This window comes from Candidatus Methanoperedens sp. BLZ2 (assembly GCF_002487355.1).
Lineage (GTDB): Archaea > Halobacteriota > Methanosarcinia > Methanosarcinales > Methanoperedenaceae > Methanoperedens.
In genome coordinates, this window is record NZ_NTMG01000012.1 from 1 (window position 1) to 17,945 (window position 17,945).

16 protein-coding genes and 1 tRNA gene are annotated in these 17,945 nt (G+C 37.3%); 7 read left to right on the forward strand and 10 right to left on the reverse strand.

Annotated features, from left to right (window positions below; all coding sequences use genetic code 11):
• Nucleotides 1-120 precede the first annotated feature (120 nt).
• Nucleotides 121-882 carry an A24 family peptidase C-terminal domain-containing protein gene (locus CL181_RS00605; protein ID WP_097297326.1) on the reverse strand — a complete coding sequence of 254 codons (762 nt, stop codon included), beginning with the start codon at nucleotides 880-882 and terminating at the stop codon, nucleotides 121-123.
• Between the two features lie 89 nt (nucleotides 883-971).
• On the opposite strand from CL181_RS00605, the gene CL181_RS00610 reads away from it, so the two are divergent.
• The 5 genes from CL181_RS00610 to CL181_RS19650 all read left to right on the forward strand — a co-directional run bounded on the left by CL181_RS00610 (nucleotide 972) and on the right by CL181_RS19650 (nucleotide 7,146).
• Nucleotides 972-1,045: transfer RNA gene (locus CL181_RS00610), tRNA-Thr, on the forward strand.
• 63 nt (nucleotides 1,046-1,108) lie between these two features.
• Nucleotides 1,109-4,213: a DEAD/DEAH box helicase gene (locus CL181_RS00615; protein WP_217993040.1), complete on the forward strand. Its 3,105-nt coding sequence runs from the start codon at nucleotides 1,109-1,111 to the stop codon at nucleotides 4,211-4,213.
• A gap of 14 nt (nucleotides 4,214-4,227) precedes the next feature.
• Nucleotides 4,228-5,115, forward strand: coding sequence for an SWIM zinc finger family protein (locus tag CL181_RS00620; RefSeq protein WP_097297312.1), 888 nt, complete (start codon nucleotides 4,228-4,230; stop codon nucleotides 5,113-5,115).
• Between the two features lie 9 nt (nucleotides 5,116-5,124).
• Entirely contained in the window at nucleotides 5,125-6,219 is a 1,095-nt protein-coding gene (gene dinB / locus CL181_RS00625; RefSeq protein WP_097297313.1) for a DNA polymerase IV, read from the forward strand.
• Nucleotides 6,220-6,573: 354 nt separating this feature from the next.
• Nucleotides 6,574-7,146, forward strand: a complete 573-nt coding sequence (locus CL181_RS19650; protein WP_141398743.1) for a hypothetical protein — start codon at nucleotides 6,574-6,576, stop codon at nucleotides 7,144-7,146.
• A 39-nt stretch (nucleotides 7,147-7,185) separates the two neighbouring features.
• Here the strand turns inward: CL181_RS19650 and CL181_RS00640 are convergent, their stop codons facing one another.
• Nucleotides 7,186-7,437 carry a hypothetical protein gene (locus CL181_RS00640; protein WP_097297316.1) on the reverse strand — a complete coding sequence of 84 codons (252 nt, stop codon included), beginning with the start codon at nucleotides 7,435-7,437 and terminating at the stop codon, nucleotides 7,186-7,188.
• A 388-nt stretch (nucleotides 7,438-7,825) separates the two neighbouring features.
• On the opposite strand from CL181_RS00640, the gene CL181_RS00645 reads away from it, so the two are divergent.
• Nucleotides 7,826-8,455 carry a class I SAM-dependent methyltransferase gene (locus CL181_RS00645; protein ID WP_097297317.1) on the forward strand — a complete coding sequence of 210 codons (630 nt, stop codon included), beginning with the start codon at nucleotides 7,826-7,828 and terminating at the stop codon, nucleotides 8,453-8,455.
• Nucleotides 8,456-8,882: 427 nt separating this feature from the next.
• On the opposite strand, the gene CL181_RS00655 is transcribed toward CL181_RS00645, so the two are convergent.
• From CL181_RS00655 to CL181_RS19960, 7 genes are all read right to left on the reverse strand, one after another.
• Complete coding sequence (locus tag CL181_RS00655; RefSeq protein ID WP_097297319.1) at nucleotides 8,883-9,116, reverse strand: type II toxin-antitoxin system HicA family toxin; 234 nt, start codon at nucleotides 9,114-9,116, stop codon at nucleotides 8,883-8,885.
• A complete protein-coding gene (locus CL181_RS00660) occupies nucleotides 9,113-9,340 on the reverse strand; it encodes a type II toxin-antitoxin system HicB family antitoxin (protein ID WP_097297320.1) in 228 nt (75 codons plus the stop codon). Before CL181_RS00660 ends, CL181_RS00655 begins: the two co-directional genes overlap by 4 nt.
• A gap of 920 nt (nucleotides 9,341-10,260) precedes the next feature.
• Nucleotides 10,261-11,253 carry an IS1634 family transposase gene (locus CL181_RS00665; RefSeq protein ID WP_141398744.1) on the reverse strand — a complete coding sequence of 331 codons (993 nt, stop codon included), beginning with the start codon at nucleotides 11,251-11,253 and terminating at the stop codon, nucleotides 10,261-10,263.
• Complete coding sequence (locus tag CL181_RS00670; protein ID WP_097297322.1) at nucleotides 11,148-11,936, reverse strand: IS1634 family transposase; 789 nt, start codon at nucleotides 11,934-11,936, stop codon at nucleotides 11,148-11,150. The genes CL181_RS00665 and CL181_RS00670 overlap by 106 nt, the downstream gene beginning before the upstream one ends.
• 114 nt (nucleotides 11,937-12,050) lie before the next feature.
• On the reverse strand, nucleotides 12,051-13,406 hold the full coding sequence (locus tag CL181_RS00675) for a restriction endonuclease subunit S (RefSeq protein ID WP_097297323.1): 1,356 nt from the start codon (nucleotides 13,404-13,406) through the stop codon (nucleotides 12,051-12,053).
• A gap of 5 nt (nucleotides 13,407-13,411) precedes the next feature.
• On the reverse strand, nucleotides 13,412-15,331 hold the full coding sequence (locus tag CL181_RS00680) for an N-6 DNA methylase (protein WP_097297324.1): 1,920 nt from the start codon (nucleotides 15,329-15,331) through the stop codon (nucleotides 13,412-13,414).
• A gap of 5 nt (nucleotides 15,332-15,336) precedes the next feature.
• Nucleotides 15,337-15,489: a hypothetical protein gene (locus tag CL181_RS19960; RefSeq protein WP_176504988.1), complete on the reverse strand. Its 153-nt coding sequence runs from the start codon at nucleotides 15,487-15,489 to the stop codon at nucleotides 15,337-15,339.
• A 753-nt stretch (nucleotides 15,490-16,242) separates the two neighbouring features.
• On the opposite strand from CL181_RS19960, the gene CL181_RS00685 reads away from it, so the two are divergent.
• Nucleotides 16,243-17,481, forward strand: a complete 1,239-nt coding sequence (locus CL181_RS00685) for an IS110 family transposase (RefSeq protein ID WP_097297325.1) — start codon at nucleotides 16,243-16,245, stop codon at nucleotides 17,479-17,481.
• 281 nt (nucleotides 17,482-17,762) lie between these two features.
• Here CL181_RS00685 and CL181_RS20790 read toward each other — a convergent pair.
• Nucleotides 17,763-17,945: hypothetical protein (locus tag CL181_RS20790; protein ID WP_217993041.1), on the reverse strand; the 183-nt coding region annotated here is incomplete at its 5' end.

The following is a 17,945-nucleotide window of genomic DNA, read 5'->3' on the forward strand; positions in this document are numbered from 1 at the left end:
GTTTTACATTGTACTAAGATGTGCGAACTCTCGGGAACTGTAGAAAGTCGCTATGCTCACTTATTTCAACCTATTTTCAAAAATTATTTAATATATTAAAATATTCATAATTATAAAATGTTAATGTAAAATAATATATTTTGTTAATTCAGTTATCAAATCGCCATAAAATATCGATACATAGAAACCCAGTGTTATTGGTATCATGAACGGCAAACCAGGTGTGACCCATATATCTTTGATAAAACCATTATCAGACATTTTCTTAAGTTCATTCATCACATTATCATCAATTTCTAAGCCGCCCCGTTTAAAATAAAATTTGATACTGTCATTTGTCTTTTCAAACCCCTCGATCATTCTAATGTGCTTTTTATTTGAAAGTTCGCTGATCCTGGTTTTATAACCTATGAAGGCATATAATGGTTTGTCGATATGCAGACCCATTTTTGAAACATTATAAATCGCCAGGATCAAAGGAACAACGATCGTAAGAAGCACTGCATTCTCAAATATCCCGAATGCAAATAAATTACTGAATAGCGGTAAGGGTTCATTGAGAGGAAAATCATATCCGAATAAACTAAGGTCCGGGTATGATGGAAAGAATAAAGATAAAACGATAAGTGATTTTGCATCAGCTCCCCCAAATACACCAATCTGGAATAAAAGATACACAAAAATGAAGATCAATCCTGTAGAAATAAGCATATAGAATAAATAATAAATCCCGTAAAACCAGATGTCATAAGCAATAAAAAAAGATCCGCCTGCAAGCATCATCAGCCATAATTTATTTGTAACGCGGCGGGTTTTGATATCTGAATAACATGAATATATTAAAAAAGGCGTACAGAACAATATCTTCAATATATCTAGCATATTCTTTTCATTGTTTTTTATACTTATAAAATTATGCGAATATGAAGGCAAACTATTTAGACGAAAATACCAATATACCCACACTTTATGCCGTCGTGGCTTAGCTCGGTAAAGCGGCTGATTCGTAATCAGCAGATCAAGGGTTCAAATCCCTTCGACGGCTTTAATTAATTTATAAAAAAAACAAACATTTATTACAATAAACATATGAGTATATTTGTATTCAATGATAGTCTTACATGGAACGTGGAAATCAGCTGCTTCACTGGAGGAACGGGGGAATTTCTTCTTATGGGGTGAGACCTCAACATCAGCTAAACTAAAGAGCAGAGGACATCCCGGGGCCAGGATAGAGCATTCTCATCCATTTCAGGCTTCAAAGGATGATATCCTGAAAATAATCACATCACTTGACCCTGCAAACAGCGTCATTAAAAAAGCGCGGAAAGATAACGTATTCATAACACTTCCATCAATTTTAAATTCTCCACAGGCTTCCCCCGATCTGATCAAGGAAGATGATAGTGAAAACGGAAACGGGAAAGTCGCTCTTGCAGCATGGAAAATAGACGGTTTAAGCCTTCCTCCGGATGATGCTGTTTCACTTTTAACAATGCTTTCCGGTTTATGGACAGGGGACGATTTTGCCATCGGCACGGATTTTCGGTTCTGGAGCAAAGTCTCAAAATTCGCAATGGAACTTATGTCAAAACAGCATTTTGTTCCGGGACTTTTTTCCATCGATAATGGTCAGAGCTTTGCACGATGGCAGTATGTGCTCAATGACCAGGACGATATGAAACGGATGTCAATGCTTTCCGGCGGAATGCCGCCTGTTTGCAGATCGATCCTCCTCAATGGATCCGGATCACAAAATCATCCCGAAACGTTAATATCCGATTTCTTAAATACGACAATTGACGCATGCATCCGGCGATGGATCCCCATTTCTGAAATCCAGTCTAAAACATCAGGTGTCTCATCAGCATGGTTAGAATCCCTTTCAACAGGCCGACCCATAAAAACCAATATACATGGACTAAAAAACCTGTCTGAAGGAATAAGATCATGGAGCGGACCAATTCATGAAATAGAAAGATCCGGATTTCGCACATGTTTTCGTCTCGATCCGCCTGCACCAGATGTTGATGATGGCTGGAGCCTTCGGTATTTCCTCCAGGCATCGGATGACCCGAGCCTTCTTGTTCCGGCAGATGACGTTTGGAGAGAATCTCGCGATACGCTTTCATTCCTGAAACGAAAATTCGACCACCCGCAGGAAAAGCTTCTTGCTGACCTGGGAAAAGCCTCACGCTTATTCCCTCCGATCGAAGATAGCCTGAACACGGCAAGACCTGTTGCAGCAGAACTCAGAACACAGCAGGCTTATACATTCTTGAAAGAGGCGGCGCCCCTGCTATCTGAAAGCGGTTTTGGTGTTCTTATTCCTCCATGGTGGAATAAAGGAGCAGCAAAGACACAGCTTGGGATAAAATTGAACGTAAAACCAAAGCGTGAGCCAAAGACTGGAAAGGGGATATTTACTTTTGATTCAATAATAAATTACAACTGGCAGCTGGCACTTGGAGGTGAGGCTATTAGCGAAGAAGAATTTCAACAACTTTCAAGCCTCAAAGAGCCTCTTGTACGCATACGTGGGCAATGGGTGGAGCTCAAAAAAGATGAAATTGATGCCGCAATAAAATTCTTCAGGTCAAAAAATTCCGGTGAAATGAAGTTGAGTGAAGCCATGAAGCTTAGTATTGGACAGAGCGAATCCGAAACAGGTCTTGCGATCGCAGGATTTGAGGCAAAAGGAAGCCTGTCTTCCCTGTTCGAACAATTATCAGGGCGCAAAGGAATAAAACAAATGAAGCAGCCTGATAGCTTTTCAGGAAAACTGCGCCCATATCAGGTGAAAGGTTTTTCATGGCTGGCATTTTTGAGACAATACGGGCTTGGGGCATGCCTTGCTGATGATATGGGGCTTGGGAAGACAATTCAGCTTCTTGCTCTTTTATTAAAGGATAAGGAAGAAGGAGAGGGAAACGAAAGGCCGACACTCCTTATATGTCCTACTTCTGTGGTCGGGAACTGGCAGCGGGAAGCAAAGAAGTTCGCTCCTTCGCTTCGCGTCCTTGTGCATCACGGTATTAGCCGAAAGAAGAAAGAATTCATTAAAGATGTTCTCAATTACGATCTTGTGATAAGCACTTATGCGCTTACTTACAGGGATGAGGATGTGCTCGATAAGGTTGAATGGAATGGGGTGGTACTTGATGAAGCGCAAAACATCAAAAACTCGTCAACCAGGCAATCCCAGGCCGTGAGGCGGATAAAAGCAGGATATCGCGTTGCTCTTACTGGAACGCCTGTTGAGAACCGGTTGAGTGAACTATGGTCAATCATGGAATTCCTTAATCCGGGTTATCTTGGCTCTACTGCTGGTTTCAGAAGGACTTTTGCTCTTCCGATTGAGCGATATAATGATAAAGAAGCTGGATCGCGCCTGCGTAACATTGTCACGCCTTTCGTGCTTCGCCGCCTGAAAACAGACTCTTCTATCATCAAAGATCTCCCTGATAAGATCGAGATCAAGGAACACTGCAACCTCACAAAGGAGCAGGCTACACTCTATGAGGCGGTTGTCAAGGACATGCTAAGAAAGATCGAGGATTCTGAAGGAATCGAAAGAAAAGGTGCTGTGCTTTCTGCTCTTATGAGGCTTAAGCAGGTTTGCAACCACCCGGCGCAGTTCCTTGGCGATGGCTCTTCCATCCCGGAACGCTCAGGAAAGTTGAACCGGATAACAGAGATGCTTGAAGAAGTGCTTGCAGAAGGCGATTCAGTTCTCATATTTACGCAGTTTGCTGAAATGGGCAGTATGCTAAAAGCTCATTTCCAGAAAGTTTTCGGGCAGGAGGTGCTCTTTTTGTATGGTGGAGTAAACCAGAAGCAAAGGGACCGGATGGTCATGCGGTTCTCGGAAAAAAATGGCCCGAGGATTTTCATACTCTCGTTAAAAGCAGGTGGTGTGGGTCTAAATCTTACGCGTGCAAGCCATGTGTTCCATTTTGACAGGTGGTGGAATCCTGCAGTTGAGAACCAGGCCACAGATAGGGCTTTTCGTATCGGGCAAACAAAGAACATACAGGTTCATAAGTTCATCTGCGACGGGACGCTTGAAGAAAGGATAGATGAGATGATAGAGGTAAAGAAAGAGCTTGCAGAGAATATCATTGGCACTGGTGAAGGATGGCTGACAGAGATGACCACGCAGCAGTTAAAGGAATTATTCACACTGAGACGCGAGGCGGTGGCTGATGAGTAATATAGGAGGATTTAATGGCCTGGCGCGATAATTTCTGGGGCGGCTACACTGCTTCAAAACCCATAAAAGTGGAAGGCGGTATAAAAGCAAAAAGCAAGCGGGGCGGCATTGGCGACACATGGTGGTCAAAGCGCTGGGTTTCTGTGCTTGAATCGTTTGGATGGAGCAACAGGCTTGAAAGAGGGAGAAGATATGCAAGAGGCGGGCAGGTACTTGATTTTAAGCTCACGCCCGGAAAAGTCACAGCGCGCGTGCAGGGTTCGGTATCTAAACCATATTCTGTCATAATAGAAATAAAACCGCTCACAGGCGAAGCATGGGCAAAAGCCACAGAAGAGATGGCCCGGAAGGCGATATTTGCAGCAAAATTGCTGGCCGGTGAAATGCCGCAAAATATCGAAGAGGCTTTTAAAGCTGCGGGTGTGCCTCTGTTTCCCGAATCCTCTAAAGATATCAAAACTGACTGTTCATGCCCTGACAGCGCAAATCCATGCAAGCATATAGCAGCAGTTTATTACATTCTGGCAGAAGAATTTGACCGCGATCCTTTCATGCTTTTTAACCTGAGGGGGCGGACAAAAGAGGAGATCACGGTTTCACTTCGCCAAAAGCGGGTAGGGGATGAAAAACCACATGAACCGCAGAAAGAGGCTGAAAACCCAAAAGAGATACCTCTATCAACAGACGGTTTCTGGGGAGGTGGGGAACTCGAATCGTTTTCAGTCAACATATCCAGTCCCTATGTGCCCGCTGCAATAATAAAGCGCCTGGGGACGCCGCAGTTCTGGGATAGCAAGGAAGATTTCAATAAAAAGATGGAGAAATATTATGAGGAGATCAGCCGGAAAGCGATTGAGACTGCTTATGGTGAATCTGGGGAGAAGAAGAAAAAGAAAAAATAAGGATGATCCATGTCAAGCAATGAAATGAAATCCAGGATTATCCTGTATGTTGATATGGATTACTTCTTTGCCCAATGCGAGGAGAGGGAGCATCCGGAGATAAAAGGAAAGCCCGTTGTCATCTGCGTCTATTCAGGGCGTGGCGGGGACTCCGGGGCCGTAAGTACGAGTAATTATGAAGCCAGGAAGTTAGGTGTAAAAGCGGGAATACCGATCAGCCTTGCAAAAAAAATAGCTCCACAGGCAATATTCTTACCCGTAAATATGGAACTTTACCGTACGATATCTGATGATGTGATGGAGGTATTGAAAGAATATTCTGAAAAAATTGAGCAGGAAAGTATAGATGAAGCATTTTGTGACCTGACAGAAAAAGTCAATGATTTTGAGGGGGCAAAAATGCTTGCCGTACAATTAAAAAATGAGATAAAACAGAAAGTCGCTTTGACGTGTTCTGTCGGGATCGGGCCTAATAAACTTATTGCCAAAGTTGCATCTGATTACAATAAACCCGATGGTCTGACTGTTGTGAGGCCAGAAGAAGTATTGCAGTTCCTGGGACCTCTTAAGATCACTGACCTGGTTGGTGTTGGTAAAAAAACAGGAGAAAGATTGAACGAACTTGGAGTGAAAAATATCGCAGATTTATCTAAACTCACAGCTGATGAACTTATTCGGGAGTTCGGACATGCGAAAGGTATCTGGTTGAAACAGGCTTCCCAGGGGATCGATGATTCACTCGTCAAGGAGCGTTCAGGTACAGGACAGATTGGACGGATAATTACATTGAAGGAAAATACTAAAGACTTGAATACGATATATGATGCGATCGATCAACTTTCAAATGATATTCATATGAAACTGCAAGCAAGGAAGCTCAGTTTTAGGTCAGTCTCATTTATTGCTATTTCTCAGGACCTCAAAATCCATACTAAGAGCCATACACTTTCCGCATCCGCAAAAGATCCCGGAACGATCAGAGACCACGCCCATGAACTTGTGAAAGCATTCCTTGCGGAACATCCTGTCGCTCTTCGGCGGGTTGGGATAAGAGTTGCAAATCTGGAGGAAGAGAAAGGACAAAGAACTCTAGGGGAGTTTTGATATGTTTGTGGAACGACATGCAGGACATTCAATATAACGAACAGGCAGCCCTTTAAACTTATTACCACAATCCCTGCAAATGCATTCGTCCAGATGTATGTCTCTCAAAAGATTTATTTTATATTCGTCCCTGGCATTACTCATTTTTTACTCTTTATTTCTGTATTTACATTTATTATCTTGATGTTGCCTTCACACGTTTATCGTTTGACGACCATATCTCGATATGTGAGTGGATGGTAAACTCCATATTTAATTCTTCGCTTTTAACAGAACAAAATCGCAAATCCCAATGGCATGAGGTTAACCATCACAGGAAAATGTTAAAAGCTGCGCTCTTCATTAAGAAGCTTTATGAATCCGATATCAAGGCGATATTCCTTAAATATCATTCTGTGTATCCTTGTACTTGTATTTTTGATCGCTGTGGCGCCAGATGATAAGCAGCTTGGCTCGATCCTGAAAGTAATATATCTTCATGGGGCTGTAACATTAACAGGGCTCCTTATATTTTCCGTTGTTGGCGCCGTGAGCCTTTCTTTATTTTTCAGGAAAGGAAAATCAAGCATTTCATTGCTGTTTGCCCTGGAAAAAACAGCTATTATTTTCTGGTTTGCATCTTTTGTTCTTGGAAGTATTTCATCAAAACTTGCATGGGGTGGAGTATTGTTGAGCGAACCCAGGTTTAAAGCAACTATCATTATTCTCTTTATATCTATTAGTGTCTATTTTATCTCGACCGCAATTGAAGGGATAGTAACTTATCTTGGGCTGGGTCTTTCTATTTCGGTATGGGTTCTTTTGTTAAATGCAGGAAGGGTCTTGCATCCTGAGAATCCCTTTTTAGCTTCTGAAACCTTAATCCAGGTATTCTTTATAATCATAACTGTAATTTGTATTGTTATTTCTGTATTAATGGTACGCTGAATGATGACAACTTCTAAAAATGCAGATCGCTGATAGCAATTATTTACAGCCTTTTTCTTTCCATTCTTTGCCATACTTCATCCCCCAGGAGACCCACATAACCCCGAGAATCGTTGTCGCCACAAGTAAGGCGATCAGGATAACAGCAATCTGCTGAAAAAGGCTAAATGATGAAGCGAAAAATGCAACATAAATTATTGCAAAAATTAACAAGCCAAAAAAAACTATTATTGATACAACGACTTTTGATATGAGTCCAGGCGGAGTTTCCAAATCTTCATTCACGTTCATATTTAATATGCCTCCCAATTTCTGTTGATAGTTAATAACTATACTATTAGTATTTAATTCTAATACCGTATAAAATTAACTTAAATATGTTTTATAGCGACAATAGATGTTCCTGTCTTTTTCCTTGTGAATTCAATGAGTGCAAATATTCAATATATCATTATGAGTATAATAACTATATATGTCATATAATATAAGCAAAAATATTAATAGTAGAATAACCATGTTAAATATGGAGTAGGGTTAAGCACTTAAAGTCTTTAGTAGCCTCAGTCTCTTTCGAAACATCGTTTAAATTAGGTGCTTAATCCCTGCTACTCTATCTTTTCGCCTTCATCAAACAAGATATAATTGATTATTAAGAAAGAAAATATCGGGGAAGATAAAGATGAATACCTCAATTAAAGAACACTGGAATGAAATTTATGGGGCATTAGATCCGGATGAGCTGACATGGTACGAAGAAATCCCTGCACCGTCTATAAAATTACTATCCAGATGCAACATTAATAAAGATGAACCAATATTGGATGTGGGGGCAGGCGCATCAACATTTATCGATTATCTTGTTGATCAGGGATTTAAAAATATCATTGCTACTGATATTAGTGAAATTGCTTTGAACAAGCTAAAAGAAAGATTGGGTAAAGAAAAAGCCTCCGTAGTGAGATGGATAGCAGATGATATTACTCAGCCAATCCATATCCAAAATTTAAGAGATATTGCTGTATGGCATGATAGGGCAGTTTTGCATTTCTTATTAGAAGAACACCAGCAACAAATGTATTTATCCACACTGAAGAAAGTGATTAAAAAAGGTGGTTATGTTATTATCGCCGCCTTTTCATTAAAGGGAGCAAAAAAGTGCAGCGGTCTGGATGTTAAAAATTATGACCAGAACATGCTTGCAAAATTCCTGGGAGAGGATTTTAACCTGCTTGAATATTTTGATTATACATATTATATGCCGTCGGGTAAGCCGAGGCCGTATGTATATGCTTTATTTCAAAAAAAGTGATGGGAGTGCTGTTATTTTCTGCAAGGTATGATAAAAAACTAAGCACCGCACAAAATAACCGAGAAACACAAATTCGTTCTTTTGTAAGCAGGCTGAGCGGCACGGATCTCGAACCGTTCAGTTCGCCAGATTGTACCCGATGCGATCATAAAGCTGAGAATGGGGCAGAGAAGATAAAGAAATGAATGTTGATATTTATAGAGCTGAAGCAACTATTTAAATCAGGAAAAGAAAATTAAGAATTATGGCAAATGGAGAAATAATCGAGAAGATTGCATCCATAGATGAGCAGATACAGATCTGGAAAACGGCAGCCAAATAAAAAAAGAAGAATGCCCGATGAGCCAGCAGCGATATATCTTACATCGAAACCTGGCCATGTGCGCTCATTCTTTCCTAATATATGATTATAGTGACTGCTCACAGTTCATATTTCATTCCTCAATTTCTCGTAATCTTCTCTTGATAATTCAACCTGTCTCATTATTTCTTTGATAAGCCCAATACTAAGTTCTTCGTTTCCATGAACCGATACTACAGTTCTCCTGCCATCGAAATGAACATATCTGACATGGCTTCCCACCTGATGGATTTTCTTAAAACCAAGCTTTTCAAGAATTTTACACATCTCCTTTCCAGAAACGGGAAGGAGCCTTGTCATACTTTGACCTCTAACTGCGCCACTCCAATGAATTTTAATGGTGTAATCTCTTCTTCCCTGTCGGCTTCAATACAAACCTGTATCGCCTCTTTAATGCGCTCCATAGCCTGGTCTATGGTCCTACCCTGCGTATAACAACCTTTGATGTCGGGTGCTTTTGCAATGTACATGCCATCCTCATCTTGTTCGATGATCACACTGAAGTTTAACAATTTATGTTTCATGTCAATCTAAAGAGTACTTATGCGATTGGTATTTAAATATGATTCGAGATGAACCAATTTTCATTGATGCGAATGTTTTCTATATGGGAAATATGTGAGGATCATTTCTGCACCAGCGCAGGTTATACGGGAGCGGAACGTATGCAACAGATTCACTTTATCTTGAAACTGCGCTAAAACATAATGCAGTCCTCGTATCTATGGACGATAAAGATTTCCTAGTGAGAATAAAAGGAAAGGGTGGGATAGAAGTATATCACCCAAAAGATTTAACCCCAGGGATTCTTACTGGCCTGCGATGCGGCATGACAGGGCTGTTTTGCATTTCTTATTAGAAGAAACACCAGTAGCAAATGTATTTATCCACACTGAAGAAAGCGATTAAAAAAGGTGGGGTTATGTTATTATCGCTGCTTTTTCATTAAAGGGAGCAAAAAAGTGCAGCGGTCTGGATGTTAAAAATTATGACCAGAATATGCTTGCAAAATTCCTGGGAGAGGATTTTAGCCTACTTGAACATTTTGATTATACATATTATATGCCTTCGGGTAAGCCAAGGCCATATGTATATGCTTTATTTCAAAACCAGCGATGAGCATGCCGCTATTTCCTGAAAGAGTATGATAAAAACCAAAAGAATCGCTGAAGGTAACCGAGAAACACAAATCTTAGGGGCTAAAAGGATTAAAAGATCAGCCTCAAAAAACTGCGCATAATTTAGGAATATATGTAGTTTTGAGATAAAACGATATGCTGTGCCATTGTAAAACAAGTCATGCAGTGGATCTCCCTGCCCCTGGTGACAGCTTGCGTAGCTATTAGATTGACGTGTAATTTAGGAATGAAGACATGACAAAATCAAATGTTTGTTTACCCTTATTAGTCTAACCCGCATTCCGTACCTTTCCATTTCCTCATTACTAATTATTCACCGATTTACAGTAAATCCTTTCATCAAATCCCGCCAAGTTCAAAATTCTCTTCTGATTTTTATTCAATTCTTTAGATAGTATCCATTCTTCACTTTTCTTTTTTTGTACTCTTATGACAAGAATAGCACTCAGAACATATTCTATCGCATAAGCTGTTGGTTTTTTTGTCTTCTGTCGATTAAGCCCTTCCACTGGCTCTTCATCCGGATTTTCCAGATTCTTCCTTACGACTCTTTCCAGAATTGTATAGACCTGAGCAGCCATTAAAAGAATATAACCAAAAGCAACAATTCGTTCAGGATTTTTCAGGCAATAAGCTCCAACCAAGGTTGGATCTTTAATAAACTTAAAAACATTTTCAACTGCTTGCTGTCCTTTATATTGAGAGAGAATCTCCCGATCAGGATATTTTTCCATATCTTTAAGAGTAGTAATCAAAACAAAAAGACCACACCTCTCCTGTTCACGATTGCAAGCTGTGACATCCTGGCTAGATTCGAATTTCACAAGAAATCTTTTTTCTTTAGACGGGATTTCGCCATTCTTAAGACGTCCTCTCTTATTTCTTTTAATGGTTTTTTCAACCTCAATAATTTCAGATGTAATCGTATGGAATTTGGACTTATTTTCCTTTTGGAACTTATCAATTTCTGCTCTGGCATCTGCTTCACAAAAAAACTCTCTCTTACTTTCCTCTTCTGATTTTTTGATCAATTCAAGTTTCTCTTTTTCAATTTTAGAATTCATGGTTTTTAATTTTCTTTTATCAAGTGAACTTGAATGAAACACTACAAACCTGTATCTATCGCCACATAATTCCCTTTCAAAACCAATGGATTTATAGGTTGCTGCCTTTTTTCCATCGCTTAAAGTGCCTATCTCTGTCCGTTGCCAGCCATAATTGCCTGGTCTATTAGCCCTTCTGCAAGATCGTATCGCTCTGGCAAACGGGAAATCATATCTATATGGTATTCTTTGAATAGTTTGAGATTATCTTCAGTAACGGCTGCACTGTCGGCTGTATAGAGCAAGAAATCATCATCATTTTTTTCTAAAGCCTGACGCACTTTTTTTATCCAGCCGTTATTGAATTTCATATCAGAAGTATTGCCAGACATTACTTCTCCCAAAATTGGAATTCCATCTGAAGACGTTGCAGTTCCGAAAATTATTTGTTTCAGATCAGGCCGCTTATCTTTACTGAAACCTTGAGTAATATCAACAGGCTCTGGCTTATTTGTCTCATAAGCTCCATAAAAGCTTTTACTTGTTGTATCGACCCGAATGCTGCTTGTATTAATATTGTATAATTTTATGTTGCCATGTGTCAGCATTGAGAATATTTTTTGAGGATTGGATCGATAGAATTCATCAAGAACATTGCCTGAACGTTCTTCGGTGAAATTGGATGGAGCAATGTCTGGTTTCCAGGGAAATATCAATGGCATTGGTTTATCTTCAAAAAAATGAGACAAGCGATATAGCCTTATTTTGGCATCTGATAAAAGATTCAAGATCATACCTGAAATCATTGTGCCAGCATCGACTATTGCTTGACTGTTTGGTTTTGTTACCGCTTCATTAATTATTTGAGGTAGTTTCATCTGGTTCATCAATTGCCCTAATAAGGGCAAATAATCAGCTCTATATGCAGAAATGTTCATTAATCAATCATCCCCTCTATAATATATATTTTACAATATGCTACTGAGGTTCGCTAATTATCGCTATTGGTAAAAATAGATTTCTAAATATACTTAAGGTACGGAATGCGGGGTCTAAGTCTCTATTAAGTTTTCAATTTCATTTACGGCATTCTTAATTAATTCTTCACCTTCTTTTCTTAATTTAAAGCATTCTTGGACCAAAGATGCTATCTTATTTTGGGTTACCTTTGGGAAATATGGTATTTTTAAGGTACCAAGTTCTGTAAGATTCAAATTAGATTGAACAACCGGGCGGCTTATTTTTTCACTTATCAATCTACCGATTATAGAATTAAAATATATTGATACAAAATAAGGATTAAAATCTGTTTTTAATCTTAGAATTGCTAAAGCTTGGTTTATATTCCCTTCTTTAATCGTTTCTGGGACTACGGCGCAAATACCGATAGTTCCGGCAATAGAGAATAAAACATCACCGGGCTTAATCTGTGACCTTTTTAATGTTGTCTTATGGATATCGGGACGAATATAAAGTAGATCTTCTGTGATAAGTTGATAATTTTTAATGTTTACTATTCTGAAAAATGGTATACCATAATCTTTTTCAATGTATGCATTAGTTCCTGCCAATGGAGTAGCTCCACTTTTTATTGGTTCAACCAATATATCTGAAACAGTTAAAGTTTCATACCCAGATTTATTAATTATTTGAAGAGTATCTTCATATTTTGGTAGATAATACCTCGAATCAAGCCTTAAGCTATTTTTATAATCAGAATATTTTATTGTGTTTGTTTTTTCCGAAGAAACTTTAAAATCCTGAATCCCTAATTCAGTCATCAAAAACCTCTCAGCTTCTTTATATTTTCTATTTGCTAAAATGAAGTATTCATTTGATTTTGTTATTAATTCTACAATTCTTTCTTGAGTGATTTCTGATGGGATTGGTATTTTTATTTTGCATAATAAAGATTGTGAAAATCTCGGATGATTTGAGCCTTCTTGACTCCATTTTAGGATATTTTGCACTTCATTGGATAATAAAATAACAAAAAGAACTTCTTTATTAATTCTGGAATCTTTTTTTTTCCTTAAAACAATACATTCAGTTGAGCCAAGAAGTTTTTCATAATTATAATTAATAGCAATCTGTTTTAGATATGACCGCAATCTTGAAATTATAACATCCCCTTTTTTTATTGTTTTTTTTGTACTACCGACCTCCCAACCCTTTAATGATTTAACATCATCTATCCTATTTTCTACGATGTTTTCTAAATCCATCACTAAATACTCATTATCACTCTGAATGGCCTCTATTTTTCTTATCGGTGTAAAATTTTCTTCAATTGTATAAAAGAATTTTTGAAGATTTTTTTCAGCATTTAATTTTTCAGTATGGTAATACTCTGCATCAAATCTCATATCCTTTTTAAAATCTTGGTATGCTACAATTGAACTTGTCATATTAACTACCAATTAAGTTTTTCTTCGTTTTTGAATTTGTTAAATCTCTCGATTATATCTGGAATATCTGTATCTATAACTGGAAGATTTTGTTTTTGTTTTGTCTCGTCATGATTTAAAATATCGACTTCTTTTTTAATAATATTTCCATTTTCATCTTTTTTGAAAACCGTTCTTCCTCTTATGTCATATCCTATTTTTTCAATAACGGCGGTAAATATTGTATAATTTTTTTCTTTCAAATCTTTTAATTCCGTTTCGGGTAATTTTTGAAGGAAAATTACAGATGCTTTTACACCTGCACCGCTGTGTATAAAAGTCTCCGGTGGCAAAGAAACAACAGCAACAATTCTTGAGTATTTATCAATGAAATTCCGTACATAATCTAAACTTGTATTAGTTAAATCTCCATCGGGTAGAACTATTGCCATCCTACCATAGGGTTTTAGGAATTCTAAACATCTCTCAATAAATAGAATATCTGGAACTTGTCCATTTTGTAACTTGGTCTCCTTCTTAAATTCGCCCTCTTTTTTCTCCCATTTATAGCCTAATTCAAACTGTTCTAAAATTTTTTTACTCGTAATTTTTCCTTTGGTTCCAAAAGGAGGATTCGTCATTAAAATATCAAAAGATTCTCTTCTGATTATTCCTGCTTGTGCTCGAAGCGAAGTTTCATTGAGACTATTCCAATCAATTAAAGAATTTTCGCTAAAAACTCCTGTATGACCATCATCATTTAAAATCATATACATTTTTGTTACTCTTGCCAAATCAGGATTGAAATCAATTCCACGAATATGTGGCCTTGCATAATCTTTTATTGCCATGGCAATGTCCTTTTCATCTAAATCTGGCCGTGTTTGTCTCATATTTTCTCTAATAAAATTCATTGTTGAAACCAGAAATCCACCTGAGCCACATGCAGGGTCAATTAAGTCCTCAAAATCTTTAGGGTTTAAGAATTCAACCGCCAGATCTAAAATAGGCTTCGGCGTAAAGAATTCTCCTCTATCCCCTCTTTGATGAGCATAAACAAAAGTTTGAAATGCAGTTCCTTTGACATCAGCAGGTGTTGCAGTTAATGAATATTTTTGAAGTTGTGAAACAACAAAACCAATAGTAACATGTTTCAAATTTAGTTTTTCTGCATTGCCAAAAACGTCAGAATATCTTTTTTTAACTTCAATAAATAAATTTTCTATCCTGTTAATAATTTCCTTTCCTTTCCCCATCTCAAGCTGTTCCATCTCATTTTTTGTAATTCTAAATTCACATTTAGGGCTTGGTAATTTTTCATCTACTAACTTAATAAAAATTATTTTCAGCATTTCATTAAAGACTTTGTCTTTAAGAAGCCCCTCATTTGCATAGATGTAATTGTGTATTGTTTCAAATGTGGATTTTAATTCAGAAGCCGCAGTTAATTGTTTTTTATAATATTTACCTACATCCTCAATACTTTCACCTTGTTTTGGAATGTCTGGAATATCTATAAATTCATGTCGAGGTTCTCTGAACCTCTGATAATAAGCAATTTCTCTACCGTTAAACCAAACTGCAAACTCGGCGGTTGTTGAATTAACATAACTTACTAGTTGTTCTTTTCCATCTTTCCTATCTTTTCGTTTAACTTCAACAATTATATAAGCGTGTGTTCCGGGATCAAATCCCTTTCCATCAAAAATTACAATATCAGCAGGTTTTTTAGTTTCTGTTTGCCCAGATTTAATTGATACCTCGGTTTTGATATTTTTAGCGTCGTAACCGTATTCTTCTACTAACTTTTTTAAATATATTTGTCTAACTTGTTCTTCTGGTTTATCTTTAACCCAATCGCCAGAGATAAAATCTTTAATATATCCTTCTTTCTTTTCTTGTTCTGTCGTAACCACTTCGTGATTTTTTGTTATTTTCTCAACCATGAATCTCACTGCCTAATTTTTTCTCCCTCTTTTTCTAATTCTCTGACCATGAAATTTTCAAATTGCTTAGAAACAATCCAACCGTACCTCTTACACAACGATTTATATTTTTGATATATTATTTTATCAACAAATAATGTTGCCTTTTGTTTCTCCATTTTATCACTACATTCTCTAATAAGATATAATAATAAATACTTTTCTAAAAATATACGTATGAATACTTATGAATACGTATTATTACGGCTTATTATGGTTATTCACCAACTTGCTCCATTCCTTTTTTAGAATAATTGTTAATGAACTGAAGCCCAAAAATCTGGACAACAAATTAAAAACATTTCATAAATCATACATAATGGTGAAGGTTTCTCCATACTTTTAATCCTGCGAATAGTTTCATATTAAAATCATTTAAATAACCTCTCATAGCCCTTATTCCATACCCTTTTTAGTAATTGCAAAATAATTTTACTGAACATGGTTTTAAAATATAAACTTGTATATATGTTTTTTATGTATTTTATAAAAAACGCGAAAATACACTCATTTTTAACATTTAATAATTAATATATTATCTAATTATATATAAACTAAAAATTTAAACCAAAATGCGAGATTTTTTCAATTTATTCTGGAGAAATGGTTCATCACAAGGAAAATCAACCACAGAGTCAGCTATGAACTGCGGTTCATAAATGAACATGAAAAAATTAATATTGGTTGCCCTGTTTTATTAATATATCTGGTATAAGCAGAGCAGACCAATGCGTCCTTGAGTATTAAACTCGTCACAGAGTCTGGTTAACATCCCTCGAATAAATGAATGTACTTAGAGTACGAATACCAGGATGTTCCCCATAATTCGTTCTCTGCTCATACCAGAACCCTCAAATCGAGGTGAATAATCTATGAATATACGTGTAGAAAAAGCTTGTGGAATAGATATACATCAAGCATTTTTAGTGGCAACAATGCTTGATCTGGCTGGTACCAAAGATACCAGGAGATTCAGTACATGTATAGAAGATTTACTGAATCTGAGAGAATGGTTATTAGACAGCAAATGTCAGAGAGTGGCGATCGAATCAACTGGAGTTTATTGGATTCCAACATATACCTTATTGGAAGGCAAAGTTGAAACAATAGTTGCGAATCCATTACAGATAAAGAATATTCCCGGACGAAAGAATGATGACATCGATTCTGAATGGATAGCTGAGGTCTGTCTTAATGGTCAAATAAAACCATCATATATCCCTCCAAAAGAAATTCGTGAAATACGGGAACTGACAAGGTCTCATGTAAAATTAACTCAGGCAAAGACTTCGTTCAAAAACAGAGTTCATAAAGTATTATCCAGAGCTGGCATTCATGTTTCTGGAGTTCTGTCAGATATTTTTGGGAAGTCTGGAATAATTATCTTGAACGGGATACTGAATGGAAAAACTATTGATCAAACACTTGCTGAGATCAAGGATAAAAGAATAAAAATTAAGAAAATGGAAATAAAGGACTCTCTGAAAGGAGAATTGAGCCAGAATGACATATTTGTTATAAAGGAATGTATTGATTCAATTAAATTTCTTGATCAGAAAATTAAAGAATTCGACTCAAAGATCAATCAAAATCTAAACGGATTGCAAAAAGAAATGGAAATAGTGATGAGCATTCCAGGTGTAGGTTTTACGACAGCAGCTGCTGTAATGGCTGAAATCGGTAACATAGAAGAATTTTCTAAACCTAAACAACTTGTAGGTTGGAGTGGACTGGCTCCAGCAATAAATGAATCCGCTGGAAAATCTTCAAACGGCCACATCACAAAAAGAGGAAATAAGTTCTTAAGAACAATTCTTGTTCTGGCTGCTAATTCGATTGCTATTGGAAGACCGAATAAGCTCAGATTTTTTTATGAAAGAATTAAAGCAAAAAAAGGCCATAAAAAAGCAATTGTTGCACTTGCTAGAAAACTTGTAAGTATCATACATCATCTGCTAATGTTCAAAGAAATGTATTCGGAAGAAGAAATGAAACAAAAGAATTTCAAGCTTCCAAAATTTATTCCAGTACCAGACTTTAGTATTGATGATATGATTGGAATACTCTGTGAGGCAGGGTATTCGGTTAACAAAACTGCGGTTAAAACTTAGTAAATAGGGACGATAGCATCCTTATTGGCCGCAATTATTAGCTGTAGCTATATATTTGAAATCGAAAATCCGAATTACATTTTACATTATTTTAAAAGATTAATTTGAAAAGTTAAAAAGTTGATAAATCTATATTAAAAATATTGCATTGTTTTATCGTTTTTACCGGTTGAAGCTGTTCTTTTTTTTCATACCAGTACACAGAGAGCACAGGCGCGCCGAGCAAAGTTCGTAGTCGCCAGCTGGTGCAAATCCAGCATGAGGAAAGGCTAGCCGCCACCTCAGAACTGAACCCCACACCCTGTCTGGTAACAGACCGAATGTGAAGCTGGGGGGAAGGGATACCAGGCCGCAATATAATGGATGTGAAGGTTATAAGCCCCGAAATTCTGTTGATCTTGGAAGCCGACGTTCTCTGTGTAACGGAAGGCAGCAATCACATCACCGAAATTAAGCATCTCCGG